Source organism: Listeria ivanovii subsp. ivanovii (assembly GCF_900187025.1).
Lineage (GTDB): Bacteria > Bacillota > Bacilli > Lactobacillales > Listeriaceae > Listeria > Listeria ivanovii.
The window spans coordinates 217,446-237,026 of sequence record NZ_LT906478.1 but is presented as its reverse complement, the minus strand read 5'-3'; the positions used below and the strand labels follow the sequence as shown (position 1 = coordinate 237,026).

Below are 19,581 nucleotides of genomic sequence, written 5' to 3'. Positions count from 1 at the left end.
AGGAAAGGCTCTCTATTTATTTTGTTTTAACTTTTTTAGGTGTAGCTTTCTTTTTAGGTGCAGCTTTTTGTCTAACTTTCAGCTTCCCATCTTTCACACCAATTTCAATTGTATCTCCCACTTTGATATTTCCACGAAGCAACTCTTCAGAAAGCATATCCTCTACTTCTTTTTGAATTGCCCGTTTCAAAGGACGAGCCCCGTATTCTGGGTCATAACCGTCTTTTGCAATTTTAGCTTTCGCGCCTTCTGTCAGCTTCACATGTATATCACGTTCAGCAAGGCGTTTAGTTAATTGTGCAGTTAGAAGCGTTACAATTTGTTTTAGCTCTTTCTCTTGAAGCGAATGGAACACAATGGTTTCATCAATGCGATTGATAAACTCTGGACGGAACGCTTGTTTTAAATCTTGTAAAACGCGGTGTTCCATTGCTTTATGATCTTTAAGTGGGTCAATTACATTAAAGCCCATCGATTTATCTTGTTTCATTTCTTGTGCACCAATATTCGAGGTCATGATGATAACCGTATTTCTAAAATCAACTACACGTCCTTTAGAATCTGTTAAACGACCATCATCTAGCACTTGTAGCAACATATTAAATACATCTGGATGTGCTTTTTCAATCTCATCTAAAAGAACTACTGAATAAGGTTTTTGACGGACTTTCTCAGTTAATTGTCCACCTTCTTCATAACCAACGTAACCAGGAGGAGCCCCAACTAAACGAGCAGTTGAAAATTTCTCCATATACTCTGACATATCAATCCGAATCATTGAATCTTCATCACCAAACATTGACTCCGCAAGTGCACGAGCAAGTTCGGTTTTTCCGACACCAGTTGGTCCAAGGAAAATAAAGGAACCTATTGGACGCTTCGGATCTTTAAGTCCAGCACGCGCCCGACGAACGGCTAGGGATACAGCTTTAACAGCAGCATCCTGACCAATTACTCGCTCATGTAAAAGTTTTTCCATGTTAAGTAATTTATTTGTTTCCGTTTCAGCAAGTTTTGCAACCGGAATTCCAGTCCAACTAGCTACAACTTCTGCAACAATATCTTCTGTCACTTCACTATGATCAAGCCCTTGTTTTTCTTTCCAATTTGCTTTTGTTTCTTCTAAAGATTTTTTAAGTTTATGCTCTTTATCTCGTAATGCTGCCGCTTTTTCGAATTCTTGACCTTGCACAGCTGCATCTTTTTCCTTCTTCAAATCTGTTAAGTTATTCTCCATTTCTTTTACATTTTTGGGTGTTGTAAAAGATTTCAACCGAACTTTAGAACCAGCTTCATCAATCACATCAATTGCTTTGTCTGGTAAGAAGCGGTCAGAAATGTAGCGGTCCGATAAGCGAACTGCTGCATCAAGCGCCGCATCAGTAATAGCAACCCGGTGATGCGCTTCATAACGATCACGTAAGCCATGTAAAATTTGAATGGATTCCTCAACAGTCGGTTCATCTACTTTAATTGGTTGGAAACGCCTTTCAAGTGCTGCGTCTTTTTCAATATATTTCCGGTACTCATCAAGCGTTGTTGCACCAATACATTGCAACTCTCCACGAGCTAGAGGTGGCTTCAAAATGTTAGATGCATCAATTGCACCTTCCGCTCCACCAGCACCAATTAACGTATGAAGTTCGTCAATAAATAAAATCACATTTCCAGCTTGGCGAATTTCATCCATTACTTTTTTCAATCGGTCTTCAAATTCACCGCGATATTTAGTTCCTGCAACTACAGTCCCCATATCAAGCGTCATTACACGCTTTCCGCGCAACGTCTCAGGAACTTCATTACGTACAATTTGCTGTGCTAGCCCCTCAGCAATCGCTGTTTTACCTACACCTGGTTCCCCAATAAGAACTGGATTATTTTTTGTCCGACGACTTAACACTTCAATCACACGTTGAATTTCTTTAGAGCGGCCAATAACCGGATCCAAATTATCCTCACGAGCAATAACAGTCAAATCACGAGCTAAACTGTCTAACGTAGGCGTCGCTTGCGTATTAGTTTGTCTTCCAGCTCCAGTTGCATCCCCGCCACCAAGCAGTTGCAATACTTGTTGTCTAGCTTTATTCAAGCTAATACCTAGATTGCTTAAAACTCGAGCGGCAACTCCTTCACCTTCCCGAATAAGTCCTAATAGAATATGCTCTGTTCCAACATACGTATGTCCAAGTTTCCGTGCTTCATCCATTGAAAGTTCAATTACCTTTTTAGCTCGAGGTGTATATTGAATGGTCGTTACAGCTTTTTCGCCATGACCAATTAATCCTTCTACTTCTTGTTGAACTTTTTCAGCACTAATTCCAAGTTCATAGAGCGCTTTTGCTGCAATCCCTTCTCCCTCTCTAACAAGTCCAAGCAGTATATGTTCCGTACCTAAATTACTATGATTCAAGCGCATTGCCTCTTCTTGTGACAAAGCGAGTACTTTCTGAGCTCTTTGCGTAAAACGTCCAAACATCATTGTTGTTTCCTCCTTATCCTCAGCCAATTCCATTATCGCCCAAAATCTCGCGAATCACTTTGGCTCGTATTACTTTCTCTTCTAAGGCATCCATATCTCGTCCAGCTTCTATCCTTAAAAAAGCTGGTTGCGAGAATAGTACCAACTCATTCATTTTTTTGCGAGAAATATGCTCGAAAAATCCTAATTCAACACCTAACCGAATATCAGAAATAGCATCTGCTGCTTCTTGAATAGAAATAATCCGACAATTTCTAAGCAAACCATATGACCTAAAAACTCGGTCCTCAAGTGCTATATGAAATTTTTGCTTCAAAGTCGTTCTAGCCACTCGTTCTTGCATAATAATTTGTTCCATTACTTGCGTTAAATCTTCCACAATTTCAGTTTCTGTTTTTCCAAGCGTCACTTGATTAGATACTTGGAAGATATTACTCGCGGGCATGCTACCTTCCCCGTATATACCTCTTACCACAAAACCAAGGCTCCTAATCGCTTCAACCACATTTTTAATCCTTTTAGTCGTGACAAGTCCTGGCAAATGAACCATAACAGAGGCCCTCATTCCAGTCCCAATATTCGTCACACAACTAGTCAAATACCCAAACTGCTTATCAAAAGCATAAACAACCTTATCTTCTACATAACTATCAATTTGGAGAGCTGCTTCCAGTGCATCAAACAACCTTAATCCCGGTGTCATACACTGAATTCTCAAGTGATCCTCTTCATTCAACATAATACTAACATTCTCTTCTTCATTTAAAAGAACTGCCCCATGCTGACTCTTGTTCATCAAATAAGGACTAATTAAATGTTTCTCCACCAAAAGAGCCTTCTCAAGCTTAGAAATTTCGTTCATTTTAAATAGGGTAAAATTATTATCAAAAACAGCGGAAATAGTATCCATCGTTCCTTCTTTTTGCTCATAAATTGGAAATGGTTCATTTTTTAAATTCCTAGCTAATCGGATTCGCGAACTAAGTACTACATCATCATCGTCCCCATCATTCTCTAACCAAGAACTAAGCCGAGGTTCAAATACATTCATTTATCCTCACCCCCAGCCTTCAAATCTCGAATTTCATCACGCACAATCGCGGCATCCTCAAATTCTTCATTCTTAATTAATTGATTTAACTTCTCTTGAAGACGAATAATTTCATTTTGCACATCTTCCGCACGTTCAATTTCTTTAGGAACTTTTCCGATATGCTTCTTATAGCCATTTTGCACACGCCCAATAATTGGCACCAATTGTGCTTGAAAAGCTGAGTAACATGCTTCACAACCAACACGATTCGTTTGTAAAAATTCTTCAAAAGATAAATGGCATTTTTCACAAACCATTTTTTTCTGTACCGCTTCTTCTTTCTGTAAGAGTGTTAAAAAATCTAAAGCAACTTCACTAAATGTATCCATCGCCTTAACTAAGTCTTTCTCTGATGCAAGAGCTTCATCAGTAGCACAACTCTCACATAAATATAGCGACTCTACTTTCCCAGCATCCTTTAACTGTTGCAAAGCAATAACAGCCTTATTTTTTCCACATCTTTGACATATCATAAGTTATCACACCCTAATCATATTTCAAAGCAACTAACATCGCTTCTAATATTTTACTACGCAAAACATCTCGATCCGGTAATTGTAAAATTAAAACTTCTCGATCTAATGCTGCCACCATCAATCTCGCTTCTTTCTTCGTTATAACATCTTCCTCAAGCAATCTTAAAATAACATCTTCTGAGAAAGATTGAGATACCTTTTTATCATGAACCATAGATATGATAGCTTCCAATAACTGCAGTTTATCATTCATTTTAACTTTGATAATCCGAATGTATCCTCCACCACCACGTTTACTTTCAACAATATATCCACGCTCCATTGTAAATCTGGTATTAATAACGTAATTGATTTGTGACGGTACACATTCAAACTTATCAGCAATCTCGCTTCTTTTAATTTCGACTGCTTCACTAGACTCCAGTACTTGTTTTAAATAAGCTTCTATAATATCAGAAATATTTTTCATTATAAGGCTCTCCTTTCTATATTCTCCCAATTACTGACTTTGACTATTTTTGACTTTAATTATACTAGATAACCTTACCTATTAGCAATTTATTTATCTTTTTACACAAAAAAAGTCCTAACGAATTAGGACTTTTCAAATTGCCCGGCAGCGACCTACTCTCGCAGGGGGAAGCCCCCAACTACCATTGGCGCAGAGAAGCTTAACTACCGTGTTCGGGATGGGAACGGGTGTGACCTTCTCGCCATAACTACCAGACAATATTGAATTGTTGAAAGATTGCTCTCTCAAAACTAGAGAAGAAAGGGTTCAGTTAGGTAACTTCGTTTCATTTTTTGGTTAAGTCCTCGATCGATTAGTATTTGTCCGCTCCATGTATCGCTACACTTCCACTCCAAACCTATCTACCTGATCATCTTTCAGGGATCTTACTTTCCGAAGAAATGGGAAATCTCATCTTGAGGGGGGCTTCACGCTTAGATGCTTTCAGCGTTTATCCCTGCCACACATAGCTACCCAGCGATGCTCCTGGCGGAACAACTGGTACACCAGCGGTGTGTCCATCCCGGTCCTCTCGTACTAAGGACAGCTCCTCTCAAATTTCCTGCGCCCGCGACGGATAGGGACCGAACTGTCTCACGACGTTCTGAACCCAGCTCGCGTGCCGCTTTAATGGGCGAACAGCCCAACCCTTGGGACCGACTACAGCCCCAGGATGCGACGAGCCGACATCGAGGTGCCAAACCTCCCCGTCGATGTGGACTCTTGGGGGAGATAAGCCTGTTATCCCCGGGGTAGCTTTTATCCGTTGAGCGATGGCCCTTCCATGCGGAACCACCGGATCACTAAGCCCGACTTTCGTCCCTGCTCGACTTGTCAGTCTCGCAGTCAAGCTCCCTTGTGCCTTTACACTCTGCGAATGATTTCCATCCATTCTGAGGGAACCTTTGGGCGCCTCCGTTACTCTTTAGGAGGCGACCGCCCCAGTCAAACTGCCCACCTGACACTGTCTCCCCACGCGCTAAGCGTGGCGGGTTAGAATGGTCATACAGCCAGGGTAGTATCCCACCATTGCCTCCTCGTATGCTAGCGCACACGTCTCTTCGGCTCCTACCTATCCTGTACAAGCGGTACAAACATTCCATATCAGGTTGCAGTAAAGCTCCACGGGGTCTTTCCGTCCTGTCGCGGGTAACCTGCATCTTCACAGGTACTATAATTTCACCGAGTCTCTCGTTGAGACAGTGCCCAGATCGTTGCGCCTTTCGTGCGGGTCGGAACTTACCCGACAAGGAATTTCGCTACCTTAGGACCGTTATAGTTACGGCCGCCGTTTACTGGGGCTTCAATTCGTACCTTCGCCGAAGCTAAGCACTCCTCTTAACCTTCCAGCACCGGGCAGGCGTCAGCCCCTATACGTCACCTTACGGTTTTGCAGAGACCTGTGTTTTTGCTAAACAGTCGCCTGGGCCTATTCACTGCGGCTCTCTCGGGCTTGCACCCTAATAGAGCACCCCTTCTCCCGAAGTTACGGGGTCATTTTGCCGAGTTCCTTAACGAGAGTTCTCTCGCTCACCTTAGGATTCTCTCCTCATCTACCTGTGTCGGTTTGCGGTACGGGCAGTACTACTCTTCCTAGAGGCTTTTCTTGACAGCGTGAAATCAGGAACTTCCGTACTTCATTTCCTTCCCCATCACAGCTCATGCTTCGCGAGAAGCGGATTTGCCTACTTCTCACACTCACTGCTTGGACGCACATTTCCATTCGTGCGATTCCCTATCCTTCTGTGTCACCCCATCGGTTAAACAATTAGCACTGGTACAGGAATCTCTACCTGTTGTCCATCGCCTACGCCTATCGGCCTCGGCTTAGGTCCCGACTAACCCTGAGCGGACGAGCCTTCCTCAGGAAACCTTAGATATTCGGTGGAAGGGATTCTCACCCTTCTTTCGCTACTCATACCGGCATTCTCACTTCTAAGCGCTCCACCAGTCCTTCCGGTCTGACTTCACCGCCCTTAGAACGCTCTCCTACCACGAACCTCTATAAGAGGTTCATCCACAGTTTCGGTAATATGTTTAGCCCCGGTACATTTTCGGCGCGGGGTCACTCGACCAGTGAGCTATTACGCACTCTTTCAATGGTGGCTGCTTCTAAGCCAACATCCTGGTTGTCTAAGCAACCCCACATCCTTTTCCACTTAACATATATTTGGGGACCTTAACTGGTGGTCTGGGCTGTTTCCCTTTCGACTACGGATCTTATCACTCGCAGTCTGACTCCCGAGTATAAGTACATGGCATTCGGAGTTTATCTGAATTCGGTAACCCGAGAAGGGCCCCTAGTCCAAACAGTGCTCTACCTCCATGACTCTTTACCTCGAGGCTAGCCCTAAAGCTATTTCGGAGAGAACCAGCTATCTCCAAGTTCGATTGGAATTTCTCCGCTACCCACACCTCATCCCCGCACTTTTCAACGTGCGTGGGTTCGGACCTCCAGTAAGTATTACCTTACCTTCATCCTGGACATGGGTAGATCACCTGGTTTCGGGTCTACGACCTGTTACTTATTCGCCCTATTCAGACTCGCTTTCGCTACGGCTCCGCTTTTTCCGCTTAACCTTGCAACAAATCGTAACTCGCCGGTTCATTCTACAAAAGGCACGCTATCACCCATTAACGGGCTCTAACTACTTGTAGGCACACGGTTTCAGGAACTGTTTCACTCCCCTTCCGGGGTGCTTTTCACCTTTCCCTCACGGTACTGGTTCACTATCGGTCACTAGGGAGTATTTAGCCTTGGGAGATGGTCCTCCCGGATTCCGACGGAATTTCACGTGTTCCGCCGTACTCAGGATCCACTCTGGAGGGAAAGCTATTTCAACTACCGGGCTGTTACCGTCTTTGGCGGGCCTTTCCAGACCGCTTCATTTATAACTTTCTTTTGTAACTCCGTATAGAGTGTCCTACAACCCCAAGAAGCAAGCTTCTTGGTTTGGGCTTTTTCCGTTTCGCTCGCCGCTACTCAGGAAATCGATTTTTCTTTCTCTTCCTCCAGGTACTTAGATGTTTCAGTTCCCTGGGTCTGCCTTCCTCACGCTATGTATTCACGTAAGGATACTATCCGACTAAAGATAGTGGGTTCCCCCATTCGGAAATCTCTGGATCAACGCTTACGTACAGCTCCCCAAAGCATATCGGTGTTAGTCCCGTCCTTCTTCGGCTCCTAGTGCCAAGGCATCCACCGTGCGCCCTTTCTAACTTAACCAATTTACTTCGATGAAGTAAAGGTTGTTTTTCTGATTTTTCGTATCAGCGATGATACTTCCAATCAGATGAAAGATTCACTTTCAGATGATTCTCGGTTACTTGTGTCATAAATAGTTACCTATTTATGCTAACTTTACTAACTTTCTTATCTAGTTTTCAAAGAACAAACAGTATAGAGAAGAATTAACCTCTCAAAACTGAACAAACAGAGAAGAACGAAAACTCACAGGTTTCCTTTTCCTTAGAAAGGAGGTGATCCAGCCGCACCTTCCGATACGGCTACCTTGTTACGACTTCACCCCAATTATCTGTCCCACCTTCGGCGGCTGGCTCCTAAAAGGTTACCCTACCGACTTCGGGTGTTACAAACTCTCGTGGTGTGACGGGCGGTGTGTACAAGGCCCGGGAACGTATTCACCGCGGCATGCTGATCCGCGATTACTAGCGATTCCGGCTTCATGTAGGCGAGTTGCAGCCTACAATCCGAACTGAGAATGGTTTTATGGGATTGGCTCCACCTCGCGGCTTCGCGACCCTTTGTACCATCCATTGTAGCACGTGTGTAGCCCAGGTCATAAGGGGCATGATGATTTGACGTCATCCCCACCTTCCTCCGGCTTGCACCGGCAGTCACTTTAGAGTGCCCAACTAAATGCTGGCAACTAAAATCAAGGGTTGCGCTCGTTGCGGGACTTAACCCAACATCTCACGACACGAGCTGACGACAACCATGCACCACCTGTCACTTTGTCCCCGAAGGGAAAGCTCTGTCTCCAGAGTGGTCAAAGGATGTCAAGACCTGGTAAGGTTCTTCGCGTTGCTTCGAATTAAACCACATGCTCCACCGCTTGTGCGGGCCCCCGTCAATTCCTTTGAGTTTCAACCTTGCGGTCGTACTCCCCAGGCGGAGTGCTTAATGCGTTAGCTGCAGCACTAAGGGGCGGAAACCCCCTAACACTTAGCACTCATCGTTTACGGCGTGGACTACCAGGGTATCTAATCCTGTTTGCTCCCCACGCTTTCGCGCCTCAGCGTCAGTTACAGACCAGAGAGTCGCCTTCGCCACTGGTGTTCCTCCACATATCTACGCATTTCACCGCTACACGTGGAATTCCACTCTCCTCTTCTGCACTCCAGTCTTCCAGTTTCCAATGACCCTCCCCGGTTAAGCCGGGGGCTTTCACATCAGACTTAAAAGACCGCCTGCGCGCGCTTTACGCCCAATAAATCCGGACAACGCTTGCCACCTACGTATTACCGCGGCTGCTGGCACGTAGTTAGCCGTGGCTTTCTGGTTAGATACCGTCAAGGGACAAGCAGTTACTCTTATCCTTGTTCTTCTCTAACAACAGTACTTTACGATCCGAAAACCTTCTTCATACACGCGGCGTTGCTCCGTCAGACTTTCGTCCATTGCGGAAGATTCCCTACTGCTGCCTCCCGTAGGAGTCTGGGCCGTGTCTCAGTCCCAGTGTGGCCGATCACCCTCTCAGGTCGGCTATGCATCGTTGCCTTGGTAGGCCTTTACCCTACCAACTAGCTAATGCACCGCGGGCCCATCTGTAAGCGATAGCCGAAACCATCTTTCAAAGTGATGACATGCGTCACTACTTATCATTCGGTATTAGCCCCGGTTTCCCGGAGTTATCCCCAACTTACAGGCAGGTTGCCCACGTGTTACTCACCCGTCCGCCACTAACATTGGAAGAGCAAGCTCTTCCTCCGTTCGTTCGACTTGCATGTATTAGGCACGCCGCCAGCGTTCGTCCTGAGCCAGGATCAAACTCTCTTTAAAATATAAATTGAATTTGAATACTTATTCAACACCGTGAATAAGATTCCTTGCGTCAAATTGACTTCGCTAGCAATTAAATTACTAGTTTGTTTTGTTGAAAACAGCTTTCTGTTTTCTGCCCTGCGATTACCAGTGAGACTTTACGTCTCATTGCTTTTCGTCTTCTTCTTTGTTCAGTTTTCAAAGGTCAGCTTTCTTCGTCGCCGTGTTTAGCAGCAACTCTTATATCTTACTCTATTCCCTAATAAATGTCAATACCTTTTAGAAAATAAATTTGGTGGAGCCTAGCGGGATCGAACCGCTGACCTCCTGCGTGCAAAGCAGGCGCTCTCCCAGCTGAGCTAAGGCCCCATTATAATAATAAAAAACAAACAAATCGGGAAGACAGGATTCGAACCTGCGACCCCTTGGTCCCAAACCAAGTGCTCTACCAAGCTGAGCTACTTCCCGTTTATAAAGTGCGCCCAAGAGGAGTCGAACCTCTAACCGCTTGATTCGTAGTCAAGTACTCTATCCAGTTGAGCTATGGGCGCATATTAAAATAATGCCGAGGACCGGAATCGAACCGGTACGGATATCACTATCCGCAGGATTTTAAGTCCTGTGCGTCTGCCAGTTCCGCCACCCCGGCATATTGGAACTTTTGAAAACAAGCGGAAGACGGGGTTCGAACCCGCGACCCCCACCTTGGCAAGGTGATGTTCTACCACTGAACTACTTCCGCATATCATATAAGTGCGGGTGAAGGGACTTGAACCCCCACGCCTCGCGGCGCCAGATCCTAAATCTGGTGCGTCTGCCAATTCCGCCACACCCGCAAAAGTGAGCCGTGCTGGGTTCGAACCAGCGACCCTCTGATTAAAAGTCAGATGCTCTACCAACTGAGCTAACGGCTCTCTACAATAATTATGCACTATTATAAAGAAAATACAAATGGTGCCGGCTGCAAGAGTCGAACTCGCGACCTACTGATTACAAATCAGTTGCTCTACCAACTGAGCTAAGCCGGCATAAAAAATGGAGGTTAACGGGATCGAACCGCTGACCCTCTGCTTGTAAGGCAGATGCTCTCCCAGCTGAGCTAAACCTCCAGAAATACTGCCCGGCAGCGACCTACTCTCGCAGGGGGAAGCCCCCAACTACCATTGGCGCAGAGAAGCTTAACTACCGTGTTCGGGATGGGAACGGGTGTGACCTTCTCGCCATAACTACCAGACAATATTGAATTGTTGAAAGATTGCTCTCTCAAAACTAGAGAAGAAAGGGTTCAGTTAGGTAACTTCGTTTCATTTTTTGGTTAAGTCCTCGATCGATTAGTATTTGTCCGCTCCATGTATCGCTACACTTCCACTCCAAACCTATCTACCTGATCATCTTTCAGGGATCTTACTTTCCGAAGAAATGGGAAATCTCATCTTGAGGGGGGCTTCACGCTTAGATGCTTTCAGCGTTTATCCCTGCCACACATAGCTACCCAGCGATGCTCCTGGCGGAACAACTGGTACACCAGCGGTGTGTCCATCCCGGTCCTCTCGTACTAAGGACAGCTCCTCTCAAATTTCCTGCGCCCGCGACGGATAGGGACCGAACTGTCTCACGACGTTCTGAACCCAGCTCGCGTGCCGCTTTAATGGGCGAACAGCCCAACCCTTGGGACCGACTACAGCCCCAGGATGCGACGAGCCGACATCGAGGTGCCAAACCTCCCCGTCGATGTGGACTCTTGGGGGAGATAAGCCTGTTATCCCCGGGGTAGCTTTTATCCGTTGAGCGATGGCCCTTCCATGCGGAACCACCGGATCACTAAGCCCGACTTTCGTCCCTGCTCGACTTGTCAGTCTCGCAGTCAAGCTCCCTTGTGCCTTTACACTCTGCGAATGATTTCCATCCATTCTGAGGGAACCTTTGGGCGCCTCCGTTACTCTTTAGGAGGCGACCGCCCCAGTCAAACTGCCCACCTGACACTGTCTCCCCACGCGCTAAGCGTGGCGGGTTAGAATGGTCATACAGCCAGGGTAGTATCCCACCATTGCCTCCTCGTATGCTAGCGCACACGTCTCTTCGGCTCCTACCTATCCTGTACAAGCGGTACAAACATTCCATATCAGGTTGCAGTAAAGCTCCACGGGGTCTTTCCGTCCTGTCGCGGGTAACCTGCATCTTCACAGGTACTATAATTTCACCGAGTCTCTCGTTGAGACAGTGCCCAGATCGTTGCGCCTTTCGTGCGGGTCGGAACTTACCCGACAAGGAATTTCGCTACCTTAGGACCGTTATAGTTACGGCCGCCGTTTACTGGGGCTTCAATTCGTACCTTCGCCGAAGCTAAGCACTCCTCTTAACCTTCCAGCACCGGGCAGGCGTCAGCCCCTATACGTCACCTTACGGTTTTGCAGAGACCTGTGTTTTTGCTAAACAGTCGCCTGGGCCTATTCACTGCGGCTCTCTCGGGCTTGCACCCTAATAGAGCACCCCTTCTCCCGAAGTTACGGGGTCATTTTGCCGAGTTCCTTAACGAGAGTTCTCTCGCTCACCTTAGGATTCTCTCCTCATCTACCTGTGTCGGTTTGCGGTACGGGCAGTACTACTCTTCCTAGAGGCTTTTCTTGACAGCGTGAAATCAGGAACTTCCGTACTTCATTTCCTTCCCCATCACAGCTCATGCTTCGCGAGAAGCGGATTTGCCTACTTCTCACACTCACTGCTTGGACGCACATTTCCATTCGTGCGATTCCCTATCCTTCTGTGTCACCCCATCGGTTAAACAATTAGCACTGGTACAGGAATCTCTACCTGTTGTCCATCGCCTACGCCTATCGGCCTCGGCTTAGGTCCCGACTAACCCTGAGCGGACGAGCCTTCCTCAGGAAACCTTAGATATTCGGTGGAAGGGATTCTCACCCTTCTTTCGCTACTCATACCGGCATTCTCACTTCTAAGCGCTCCACCAGTCCTTCCGGTCTGACTTCACCGCCCTTAGAACGCTCTCCTACCACGAACCTCTATAAGAGGTTCATCCACAGTTTCGGTAATATGTTTAGCCCCGGTACATTTTCGGCGCGGGGTCACTCGACCAGTGAGCTATTACGCACTCTTTCAATGGTGGCTGCTTCTAAGCCAACATCCTGGTTGTCTAAGCAACCCCACATCCTTTTCCACTTAACATATATTTGGGGACCTTAACTGGTGGTCTGGGCTGTTTCCCTTTCGACTACGGATCTTATCACTCGCAGTCTGACTCCCGAGTATAAGTACATGGCATTCGGAGTTTATCTGAATTCGGTAACCCGAGAAGGGCCCCTAGTCCAAACAGTGCTCTACCTCCATGACTCTTTACCTCGAGGCTAGCCCTAAAGCTATTTCGGAGAGAACCAGCTATCTCCAAGTTCGATTGGAATTTCTCCGCTACCCACACCTCATCCCCGCACTTTTCAACGTGCGTGGGTTCGGACCTCCAGTAAGTATTACCTTACCTTCATCCTGGACATGGGTAGATCACCTGGTTTCGGGTCTACGACCTGTTACTTATTCGCCCTATTCAGACTCGCTTTCGCTACGGCTCCGCTTTTTCCGCTTAACCTTGCAACAAATCGTAACTCGCCGGTTCATTCTACAAAAGGCACGCTATCACCCATTAACGGGCTCTAACTACTTGTAGGCACACGGTTTCAGGAACTGTTTCACTCCCCTTCCGGGGTGCTTTTCACCTTTCCCTCACGGTACTGGTTCACTATCGGTCACTAGGGAGTATTTAGCCTTGGGAGATGGTCCTCCCGGATTCCGACGGAATTTCACGTGTTCCGCCGTACTCAGGATCCACTCTGGAGGGAAAGCTATTTCAACTACCGGGCTGTTACCGTCTTTGGCGGGCCTTTCCAGACCGCTTCATTTATAACTTTCTTTTGTAACTCCGTATAGAGTGTCCTACAACCCCAAGAAGCAAGCTTCTTGGTTTGGGCTTTTTCCGTTTCGCTCGCCGCTACTCAGGAAATCGATTTTTCTTTCTCTTCCTCCAGGTACTTAGATGTTTCAGTTCCCTGGGTCTGCCTTCCTCACGCTATGTATTCACGTAAGGATACTATCCGACTAAAGATAGTGGGTTCCCCCATTCGGAAATCTCTGGATCAACGCTTACGTACAGCTCCCCAAAGCATATCGGTGTTAGTCCCGTCCTTCTTCGGCTCCTAGTGCCAAGGCATCCACCGTGCGCCCTTTCTAACTTAACCAATTTACTTCGATGAAGTAAAGGTTGTTTTTCTGATTTTTCGTATCAGCGATGATACTTCCAATCAGATGAAAGATTCACTTTCAGATGATTCTCGGTTACTTGTGTCATAAATAGTTACCTATTTATGCTAACTTTACTAACTTTCTTATCTAGTTTTCAAAGAACAAACAGTATAGAGAAGAATTAACCTCTCAAAACTGAACAAACAGAGAAGAACGAAAACTCACAGGTTTCCTTTTCCTTAGAAAGGAGGTGATCCAGCCGCACCTTCCGATACGGCTACCTTGTTACGACTTCACCCCAATTATCTGTCCCACCTTCGGCGGCTGGCTCCTAAAAGGTTACCCTACCGACTTCGGGTGTTACAAACTCTCGTGGTGTGACGGGCGGTGTGTACAAGGCCCGGGAACGTATTCACCGCGGCATGCTGATCCGCGATTACTAGCGATTCCGGCTTCATGTAGGCGAGTTGCAGCCTACAATCCGAACTGAGAATGGTTTTATGGGATTGGCTCCACCTCGCGGCTTCGCGACCCTTTGTACCATCCATTGTAGCACGTGTGTAGCCCAGGTCATAAGGGGCATGATGATTTGACGTCATCCCCACCTTCCTCCGGCTTGCACCGGCAGTCACTTTAGAGTGCCCAACTAAATGCTGGCAACTAAAATCAAGGGTTGCGCTCGTTGCGGGACTTAACCCAACATCTCACGACACGAGCTGACGACAACCATGCACCACCTGTCACTTTGTCCCCGAAGGGAAAGCTCTGTCTCCAGAGTGGTCAAAGGATGTCAAGACCTGGTAAGGTTCTTCGCGTTGCTTCGAATTAAACCACATGCTCCACCGCTTGTGCGGGCCCCCGTCAATTCCTTTGAGTTTCAACCTTGCGGTCGTACTCCCCAGGCGGAGTGCTTAATGCGTTAGCTGCAGCACTAAGGGGCGGAAACCCCCTAACACTTAGCACTCATCGTTTACGGCGTGGACTACCAGGGTATCTAATCCTGTTTGCTCCCCACGCTTTCGCGCCTCAGCGTCAGTTACAGACCAGAGAGTCGCCTTCGCCACTGGTGTTCCTCCACATATCTACGCATTTCACCGCTACACGTGGAATTCCACTCTCCTCTTCTGCACTCCAGTCTTCCAGTTTCCAATGACCCTCCCCGGTTAAGCCGGGGGCTTTCACATCAGACTTAAAAGACCGCCTGCGCGCGCTTTACGCCCAATAAATCCGGACAACGCTTGCCACCTACGTATTACCGCGGCTGCTGGCACGTAGTTAGCCGTGGCTTTCTGGTTAGATACCGTCAAGGGACAAGCAGTTACTCTTATCCTTGTTCTTCTCTAACAACAGTACTTTACGATCCGAAAACCTTCTTCATACACGCGGCGTTGCTCCGTCAGACTTTCGTCCATTGCGGAAGATTCCCTACTGCTGCCTCCCGTAGGAGTCTGGGCCGTGTCTCAGTCCCAGTGTGGCCGATCACCCTCTCAGGTCGGCTATGCATCGTTGCCTTGGTAGGCCTTTACCCTACCAACTAGCTAATGCACCGCGGGCCCATCTGTAAGCGATAGCCGAAACCATCTTTCAAAGTGATGACATGCGTCACTACTTATCATTCGGTATTAGCCCCGGTTTCCCGGAGTTATCCCCAACTTACAGGCAGGTTGCCCACGTGTTACTCACCCGTCCGCCACTAACATTGGAAGAGCAAGCTCTTCCTCCGTTCGTTCGACTTGCATGTATTAGGCACGCCGCCAGCGTTCGTCCTGAGCCAGGATCAAACTCTCTTTAAAATATAAATTGAATTTGAATACTTATTCAACACCGTGAATAAGATTCCTTGCGTCAAATTGACTTCGCTAGCAATTAAATTACTAGTTTGTTTTGTTGAAAACAGCTTTCTGTTTTCTGCCCTGCGATTACCAGTGAGACTTTACGTCTCATTGCTTTTCGTCTTCTTCTTTGTTCAGTTTTCAAAGGTCAGCTTTCTTCGTCGCCGTGTTTAGCAGCAACTCTTATATCTTACTCTATCCACCATTCAAAGTCAAGATGTTTTTTCAAAAAAATTTAATTTTCTCAAAAACATTTTATCTTTGTTTAACTGGAACGTTTATAAATATATCATGTTTTTATAGGTATTGCAAGCATATTTTGAGAAAAAGTTTCTCTTTGGAAAATTTGTTTTTCTGACTAAAAAAATAAAATCCAAAACTGAATATATCAGCTCTGGATTTCGATTAATCTCTGTGTTTCATTGTTGGGAATAATAAAATATCGCGTATAGATGGTGCGTCAGTTAGTAGCATTACTAAACGATCTATTCCTATTCCTAATCCACCGGTTGGCGGTAAACCATATTCTAGCGCTTCTAAGAAATCTGCATCCATTCCATGTGCTTCATCATTTCCTTGTTCCCGCTCTTTCATTTGCGCTTCAAAACGTTCTCTTTGGTCGATTGGATCATTTAATTCTGAGAAAGCATTAGCATGTTCACGACCAACAATAAATAATTCAAAGCGGTCAGTAAACCGGTCATCTTCTTTGTTCTTCTTAGCCAATGGAGATATTTCTACTGGGTGCCCATACACAAATGTTGGTTGAATCAGCTTTTCTTCAACAAACGTTTCGAAAAACTCGTTAAGAATATGGCCGTATGTCATATGTTTCGTGACCTGTACGTTGTGTTCTTTGGCTAATCTATGAGCTTCTTCATCAGAAGTTACATTCCAAAAGTCTACTCCAACATATTCTTTAACAGCATCAGCCATGTGAATTCTACGCCAGTTAGGTGTTAGATCTACATGATATTCACCATATGTTATCTTAGTAGTCCCATTAACTTGCTCGCATACAGTAGAAACTAATCCTTCTACTAAATCCATTACATCTTTGTAATCTTCATATGCAGCATAGGATTCCAGCATAGTAAATTCCGGATTATGGCGTGTAGATGTTCCTTCATTGCGGAATACACGGCCAATTTCGTATACTTTATCCATTCCACCTACAATTAGTCGTTTTAAATGTAGTTCTAACGCGATTCGTAAGTATAATTCCATATCCAGCGCATTATGATGAGTAATAAACGGTTTCGCAGCAGCGCCACCAGCAATTGTATGCAATACCGGTGTTTCAACTTCTAAGAAACCTTGATTATCCATGTAATCACGTGTATATTTCAAAATTTTACTCCGCATAACAAAACGATTTTGACTTTCTTCATTGGTAATTAAGTCTAAATAGCGTTGGCGATAGCGTTGTTCAACATCTTTTAAGCCATGGTATTTGTCAGGAAGTGGGCGCAATGATTTGGATAGTAATGTGAATTTTGTTGCTTTCACAGATAGTTCGCCAGTGTTTGTTCTAAAGATAGTACCTTTAATGCCGATAATATCTCCTAAATCAGCAATTTTGAAAATGGCATATGCGTCTTCGCCAATGGCATCTTTGCGGATATAGATTTGTAATTGGTGGAAACGATCTTGAATATGTGTAAAACCAACTTTCCCTTTTACACGTTTTGTCATAATACGTCCTGCCACAGTTACTTCAATAGAAGCTTCTTCAAGTTCTTCTTTTGATTTATCAGCAAATTTGGTTTCAATTTCTTCCGGGCTGATGGAACGGATGAATTTTCCGCCAAAAGGATCAATTCCTTCTTCGCGCAAAGTTTCTACTTTTTCGCGGCGGACGATGAGTTGGTCATTTAGTTCTTCGTGATTCTCGTTACTCATATAGGTACACTCCTATTCTATTCATTTCTACAGATGTTTCCATTATACGCTCTTTTAGTGTTGTTTTTCTAGTGTTAATTTAAAAATTGCCCCGAAAACCCGGAGCAACAATGTTTAGTCTTGTTTTGCTAATTCTTTTTCTTCATATTGGAGAACAAATTCGTTTAAAATCGATTCCATTTCAACTTGTTTTGTTGCTTGGTTTGCAGCAACTTTAGCACGCGTACTTCCTCTAGCACCTTTTAGATAGTAAGCAGCGTGTTGTCTAAATTCGCGAACAGCGATATTCTCCCCTTTTAATTCGACTAAACGATTTAAATGCAGCATAGCAGTTTGCATTTTCTCGCGTGGTTCTGGTTCTGGCAAAAGTTCACCAGTCTCTAAATATTTAACAGTTCGATAAATCATCCATGGGTTTCCAAGTGCCGCTCTACCAATCATCACTCCGTCAGCGCCGGTATGTTCTAAAATACGTTTTGCATCTTCCGGAGTTCTAACATCTCCATTAGCCATAAAAGGAATCTTTAATTCACGTTTCACATCTCTGAGCACATCCCAGTTGGCGCTACCTTCATACATTTGAACTCGAGTACGCCCGTGCATCGCGACCGCAGCAGCCCCTGCACGTTCTGCAGCCAATGCATTTTCGATTGCAAATACATGCTCCTGATCCCAACCGATACGCATCTTCACAGTAACTGGTTTATCTACAGCATTCACAACTGCTGCAACCATATCGTACACTTTGTTTGGATCAAGTAACCACTTCGCTCCTGCTTCACATTTGATTATCTTGTTGACTGGGCATCCCATATTAATATCAATAATATCAGCTGTTGTGTTCTCAGCTACAAATTTTGCAGCTTCCACGAGAGTTTCTTTTTCTCCACCGAAAATTTGCAAACTTAGTGGCTTTTCTTTTTCATCAATATATAGCATATCAAGCGTTTTTGCATTGCGGTATGCGATTCCTTTGTCACTAATCATTTCGCAGCAAACAAGACCTGCTCCGAATTCTTTGACCGTAAGACGGAATGCAGAATTGGATATCCCCGCCATCGGAGCCACAACTACTTGATTTTTAATTTCTACGTTACCTATTTGAAACATTTACTAAACCCCTTTCCTCTTAAACTGCGCTAGTGATATGTTATCATAAACTGTTTTTTCTGCAAGTGCCAATTTTACCACTTCACTTGTTTTTTTATTTTCCGGACGCCTTGCTCAGCCAAAACAGCCTGATCAACCTGAATTCCTGCCTTATCAGGAGAAATCTCCACTAACGGTATCATCACAAAAGCTCTTTCTTTCATATAAGGATGTGGGATTTTCAGCTTTTCTGTATCCATTTTAACATCATCATATAACAAAACATCAATATCGATTAATCGTGGTCCCCATTTGAACAAACGGACTCTTCCTAATTCGAGCTCCAGCTTTAAGCAAAAGTCTAATAGATCCTCTGGGGGAAAACTCGTTTCAATTTCGATAACAATATTAAAAAAAGCAGCTTGATCTTCAAAACCTACTGCATCCGTTTCATAGATGCTGGATACTTTCACCATTTCAATTTGCTCTGCAGCCGCTAAGCCACTAACTGCATTATTTAAATTAACCAATCGCTCACCAATATTTGTTCCTATAGATAAAAAAGCTTTAGCCATTCAGTTCACTTCTTTTTCGTTCGATTTCCACTGCCACAGAATGATAATGTCCTGGAATTGGCGGATTAGGTTTAATTAATTTCACCGTCACTTCCTTAAGAAGCGGATAATTCTTTAAAACTTCTATTGCAATTTTTTCCGCAAGTGCCTCAATTAAATTAAACGGTTTTCCTTCTACTATTGTTTTCACCGTTTCATAGACATCTGCATAGCTAACAGTATCGTTTACATCATCAGAATTCCCTGCATTTTTTGTTGAAAGACCAAGGATTAATGATACGCTAAATTTTTGACCCAGCTTATTTTCTTCTGACAAAACACCATGATAACCATAAAATGCTAGTTCATTTAAGTATATTTTATCCAATTAA

Annotated in this window: 8 protein-coding genes, 9 tRNA genes and 6 rRNA genes; all 23 read right to left on the bottom strand. The window is 45.0% G+C overall.

The genetic code is table 11. The features are described from left to right. Window positions 1–16: 16 nt before the first annotated feature. The 23 genes from CKV67_RS01120 to folB all read right to left on the bottom strand — a co-directional run bounded on the left by CKV67_RS01120 (window position 17) and on the right by folB (window position 19,577). Window positions 17–2,479: an ATP-dependent Clp protease ATP-binding subunit gene (locus CKV67_RS01120; RefSeq protein WP_014091759.1), complete on the bottom strand. Its 2,463-nt coding sequence runs from the start codon at window positions 2,477–2,479 to the stop codon at window positions 17–19. Between the two features lie 19 nt (window positions 2,480–2,498). Further along, a complete protein-coding gene (locus CKV67_RS01115; protein WP_014091758.1) occupies window positions 2,499–3,530 on the bottom strand; it encodes a protein arginine kinase in 1,032 nt (343 codons plus the stop codon). Further along, on the bottom strand, window positions 3,527–4,045 hold the full coding sequence (locus tag CKV67_RS01110; RefSeq protein ID WP_014091757.1) for a UvrB/UvrC motif-containing protein: 519 nt from the start codon (window positions 4,043–4,045) through the stop codon (window positions 3,527–3,529). Before CKV67_RS01110 ends, CKV67_RS01115 begins: the two co-directional genes overlap by 4 nt. Before the next feature lie 13 nt (window positions 4,046–4,058). Further along, window positions 4,059–4,517: a CtsR family transcriptional regulator gene (locus tag CKV67_RS01105; protein ID WP_014091756.1), complete on the bottom strand. Its 459-nt coding sequence runs from the start codon at window positions 4,515–4,517 to the stop codon at window positions 4,059–4,061. A gap of 142 nt (window positions 4,518–4,659) precedes the next feature. Beyond that, window positions 4,660–4,775: ribosomal RNA gene (gene rrf / locus CKV67_RS01100) — 5S ribosomal RNA — on the bottom strand. A gap of 77 nt (window positions 4,776–4,852) precedes the next feature. Then, window positions 4,853–7,785 (bottom strand): 23S ribosomal RNA (locus CKV67_RS01095). A 247-nt stretch (window positions 7,786–8,032) separates the two neighbouring features. Continuing rightward, window positions 8,033–9,582, bottom strand: a 16S ribosomal RNA gene (locus CKV67_RS01090). Window positions 9,583–9,857: 275 nt separating this feature from the next. Continuing rightward, window positions 9,858–9,933 (bottom strand) — tRNA-Ala (locus CKV67_RS01085). Window positions 9,934–9,958: 25 nt separating this feature from the next. Further along, a tRNA-Pro gene (locus CKV67_RS01080) sits at window positions 9,959–10,032 on the bottom strand. A 9-nt stretch (window positions 10,033–10,041) separates the two neighbouring features. Beyond that, window positions 10,042–10,115, bottom strand: a tRNA-Arg gene (locus tag CKV67_RS01075). 12 nt (window positions 10,116–10,127) lie between these two features. Further along, window positions 10,128–10,213, bottom strand: a tRNA-Leu gene (locus CKV67_RS01070). Window positions 10,214–10,234: 21 nt separating this feature from the next. Further along, window positions 10,235–10,306: transfer RNA gene (locus CKV67_RS01065), tRNA-Gly, on the bottom strand. 12 nt (window positions 10,307–10,318) lie between these two features. Further along, window positions 10,319–10,400, bottom strand: a tRNA-Leu gene (locus CKV67_RS01060). 5 nt (window positions 10,401–10,405) lie between these two features. Continuing rightward, window positions 10,406–10,478 (bottom strand) — tRNA-Lys (locus tag CKV67_RS01055). A gap of 38 nt (window positions 10,479–10,516) precedes the next feature. After that, window positions 10,517–10,592 (bottom strand) — tRNA-Thr (locus tag CKV67_RS01050). An 8-nt stretch (window positions 10,593–10,600) separates the two neighbouring features. Beyond that, window positions 10,601–10,673: transfer RNA gene (locus CKV67_RS01045), tRNA-Val, on the bottom strand. Window positions 10,674–10,682: 9 nt separating this feature from the next. Next, a 5S ribosomal RNA gene (gene rrf, locus CKV67_RS01040) occupies window positions 10,683–10,798 on the bottom strand. A 77-nt stretch (window positions 10,799–10,875) separates the two neighbouring features. Next, window positions 10,876–13,808, bottom strand: a 23S ribosomal RNA gene (locus CKV67_RS01035). A gap of 247 nt (window positions 13,809–14,055) precedes the next feature. Continuing rightward, a 16S ribosomal RNA gene (locus CKV67_RS01030) occupies window positions 14,056–15,605 on the bottom strand. The 16S, 23S and 5S rRNA genes sit together here with 9 tRNA genes alongside, the layout of an rRNA operon. 444 nt (window positions 15,606–16,049) lie before the next feature. Beyond that, the gene (gene lysS, locus CKV67_RS01025; protein ID WP_014091755.1) at window positions 16,050–17,546 is read right to left on the bottom strand and encodes a lysine--tRNA ligase; all 1,497 of its coding nucleotides are present in this window, start codon (window positions 17,544–17,546) and stop codon (window positions 16,050–16,052) included. A gap of 114 nt (window positions 17,547–17,660) precedes the next feature. Beyond that, window positions 17,661–18,656, bottom strand: a complete 996-nt coding sequence (gene dusB, locus CKV67_RS01020; RefSeq protein ID WP_014091754.1) for a tRNA dihydrouridine synthase DusB — start codon at window positions 18,654–18,656, stop codon at window positions 17,661–17,663. 74 nt (window positions 18,657–18,730) lie between these two features. After that, a complete protein-coding gene (folK, locus tag CKV67_RS01015; RefSeq protein ID WP_014091753.1) occupies window positions 18,731–19,210 on the bottom strand; it encodes a 2-amino-4-hydroxy-6-hydroxymethyldihydropteridine diphosphokinase in 480 nt (159 codons plus the stop codon). Beyond that, window positions 19,203–19,577: a dihydroneopterin aldolase gene (gene folB, locus CKV67_RS01010; RefSeq protein ID WP_014091752.1), complete on the bottom strand. Its 375-nt coding sequence runs from the start codon at window positions 19,575–19,577 to the stop codon at window positions 19,203–19,205. The genes folK and folB overlap by 8 nt, the downstream gene beginning before the upstream one ends. Window positions 19,578–19,581 lie beyond the last annotated feature (4 nt).

Bases quoted from the DNA above. Each gene is read 5' to 3' on its own strand.
- CKV67_RS01120 (WP_014091759.1), bottom strand. From the start codon at position 2,479: ATGATGTTTGGACGTTTTACGCAAAGAGCTCAGAAAGTACTCGCTTTG.
- dusB (WP_014091754.1), bottom strand. From the start codon at position 18,656: ATGTTTCAAATAGGTAACGTAGAAATTAAAAATCAAGTAGTTGTGGCT.
- lysS (WP_014091755.1), bottom strand. From the start codon at position 17,546: ATGAGTAACGAGAATCACGAAGAACTAAATGACCAACTCATCGTCCGC.
- CKV67_RS01110 (WP_014091757.1), bottom strand. From the start codon at position 4,045: ATGATATGTCAAAGATGTGGAAAAAATAAGGCTGTTATTGCTTTGCAA.
- folK (WP_014091753.1), bottom strand. From the start codon at position 19,210: ATGGCTAAAGCTTTTTTATCTATAGGAACAAATATTGGTGAGCGATTG.
- CKV67_RS01115 (WP_014091758.1), bottom strand. From the start codon at position 3,530: ATGAATGTATTTGAACCTCGGCTTAGTTCTTGGTTAGAGAATGATGGG.
- CKV67_RS01105 (WP_014091756.1), bottom strand. From the start codon at position 4,517: ATGAAAAATATTTCTGATATTATAGAAGCTTATTTAAAACAAGTACTG.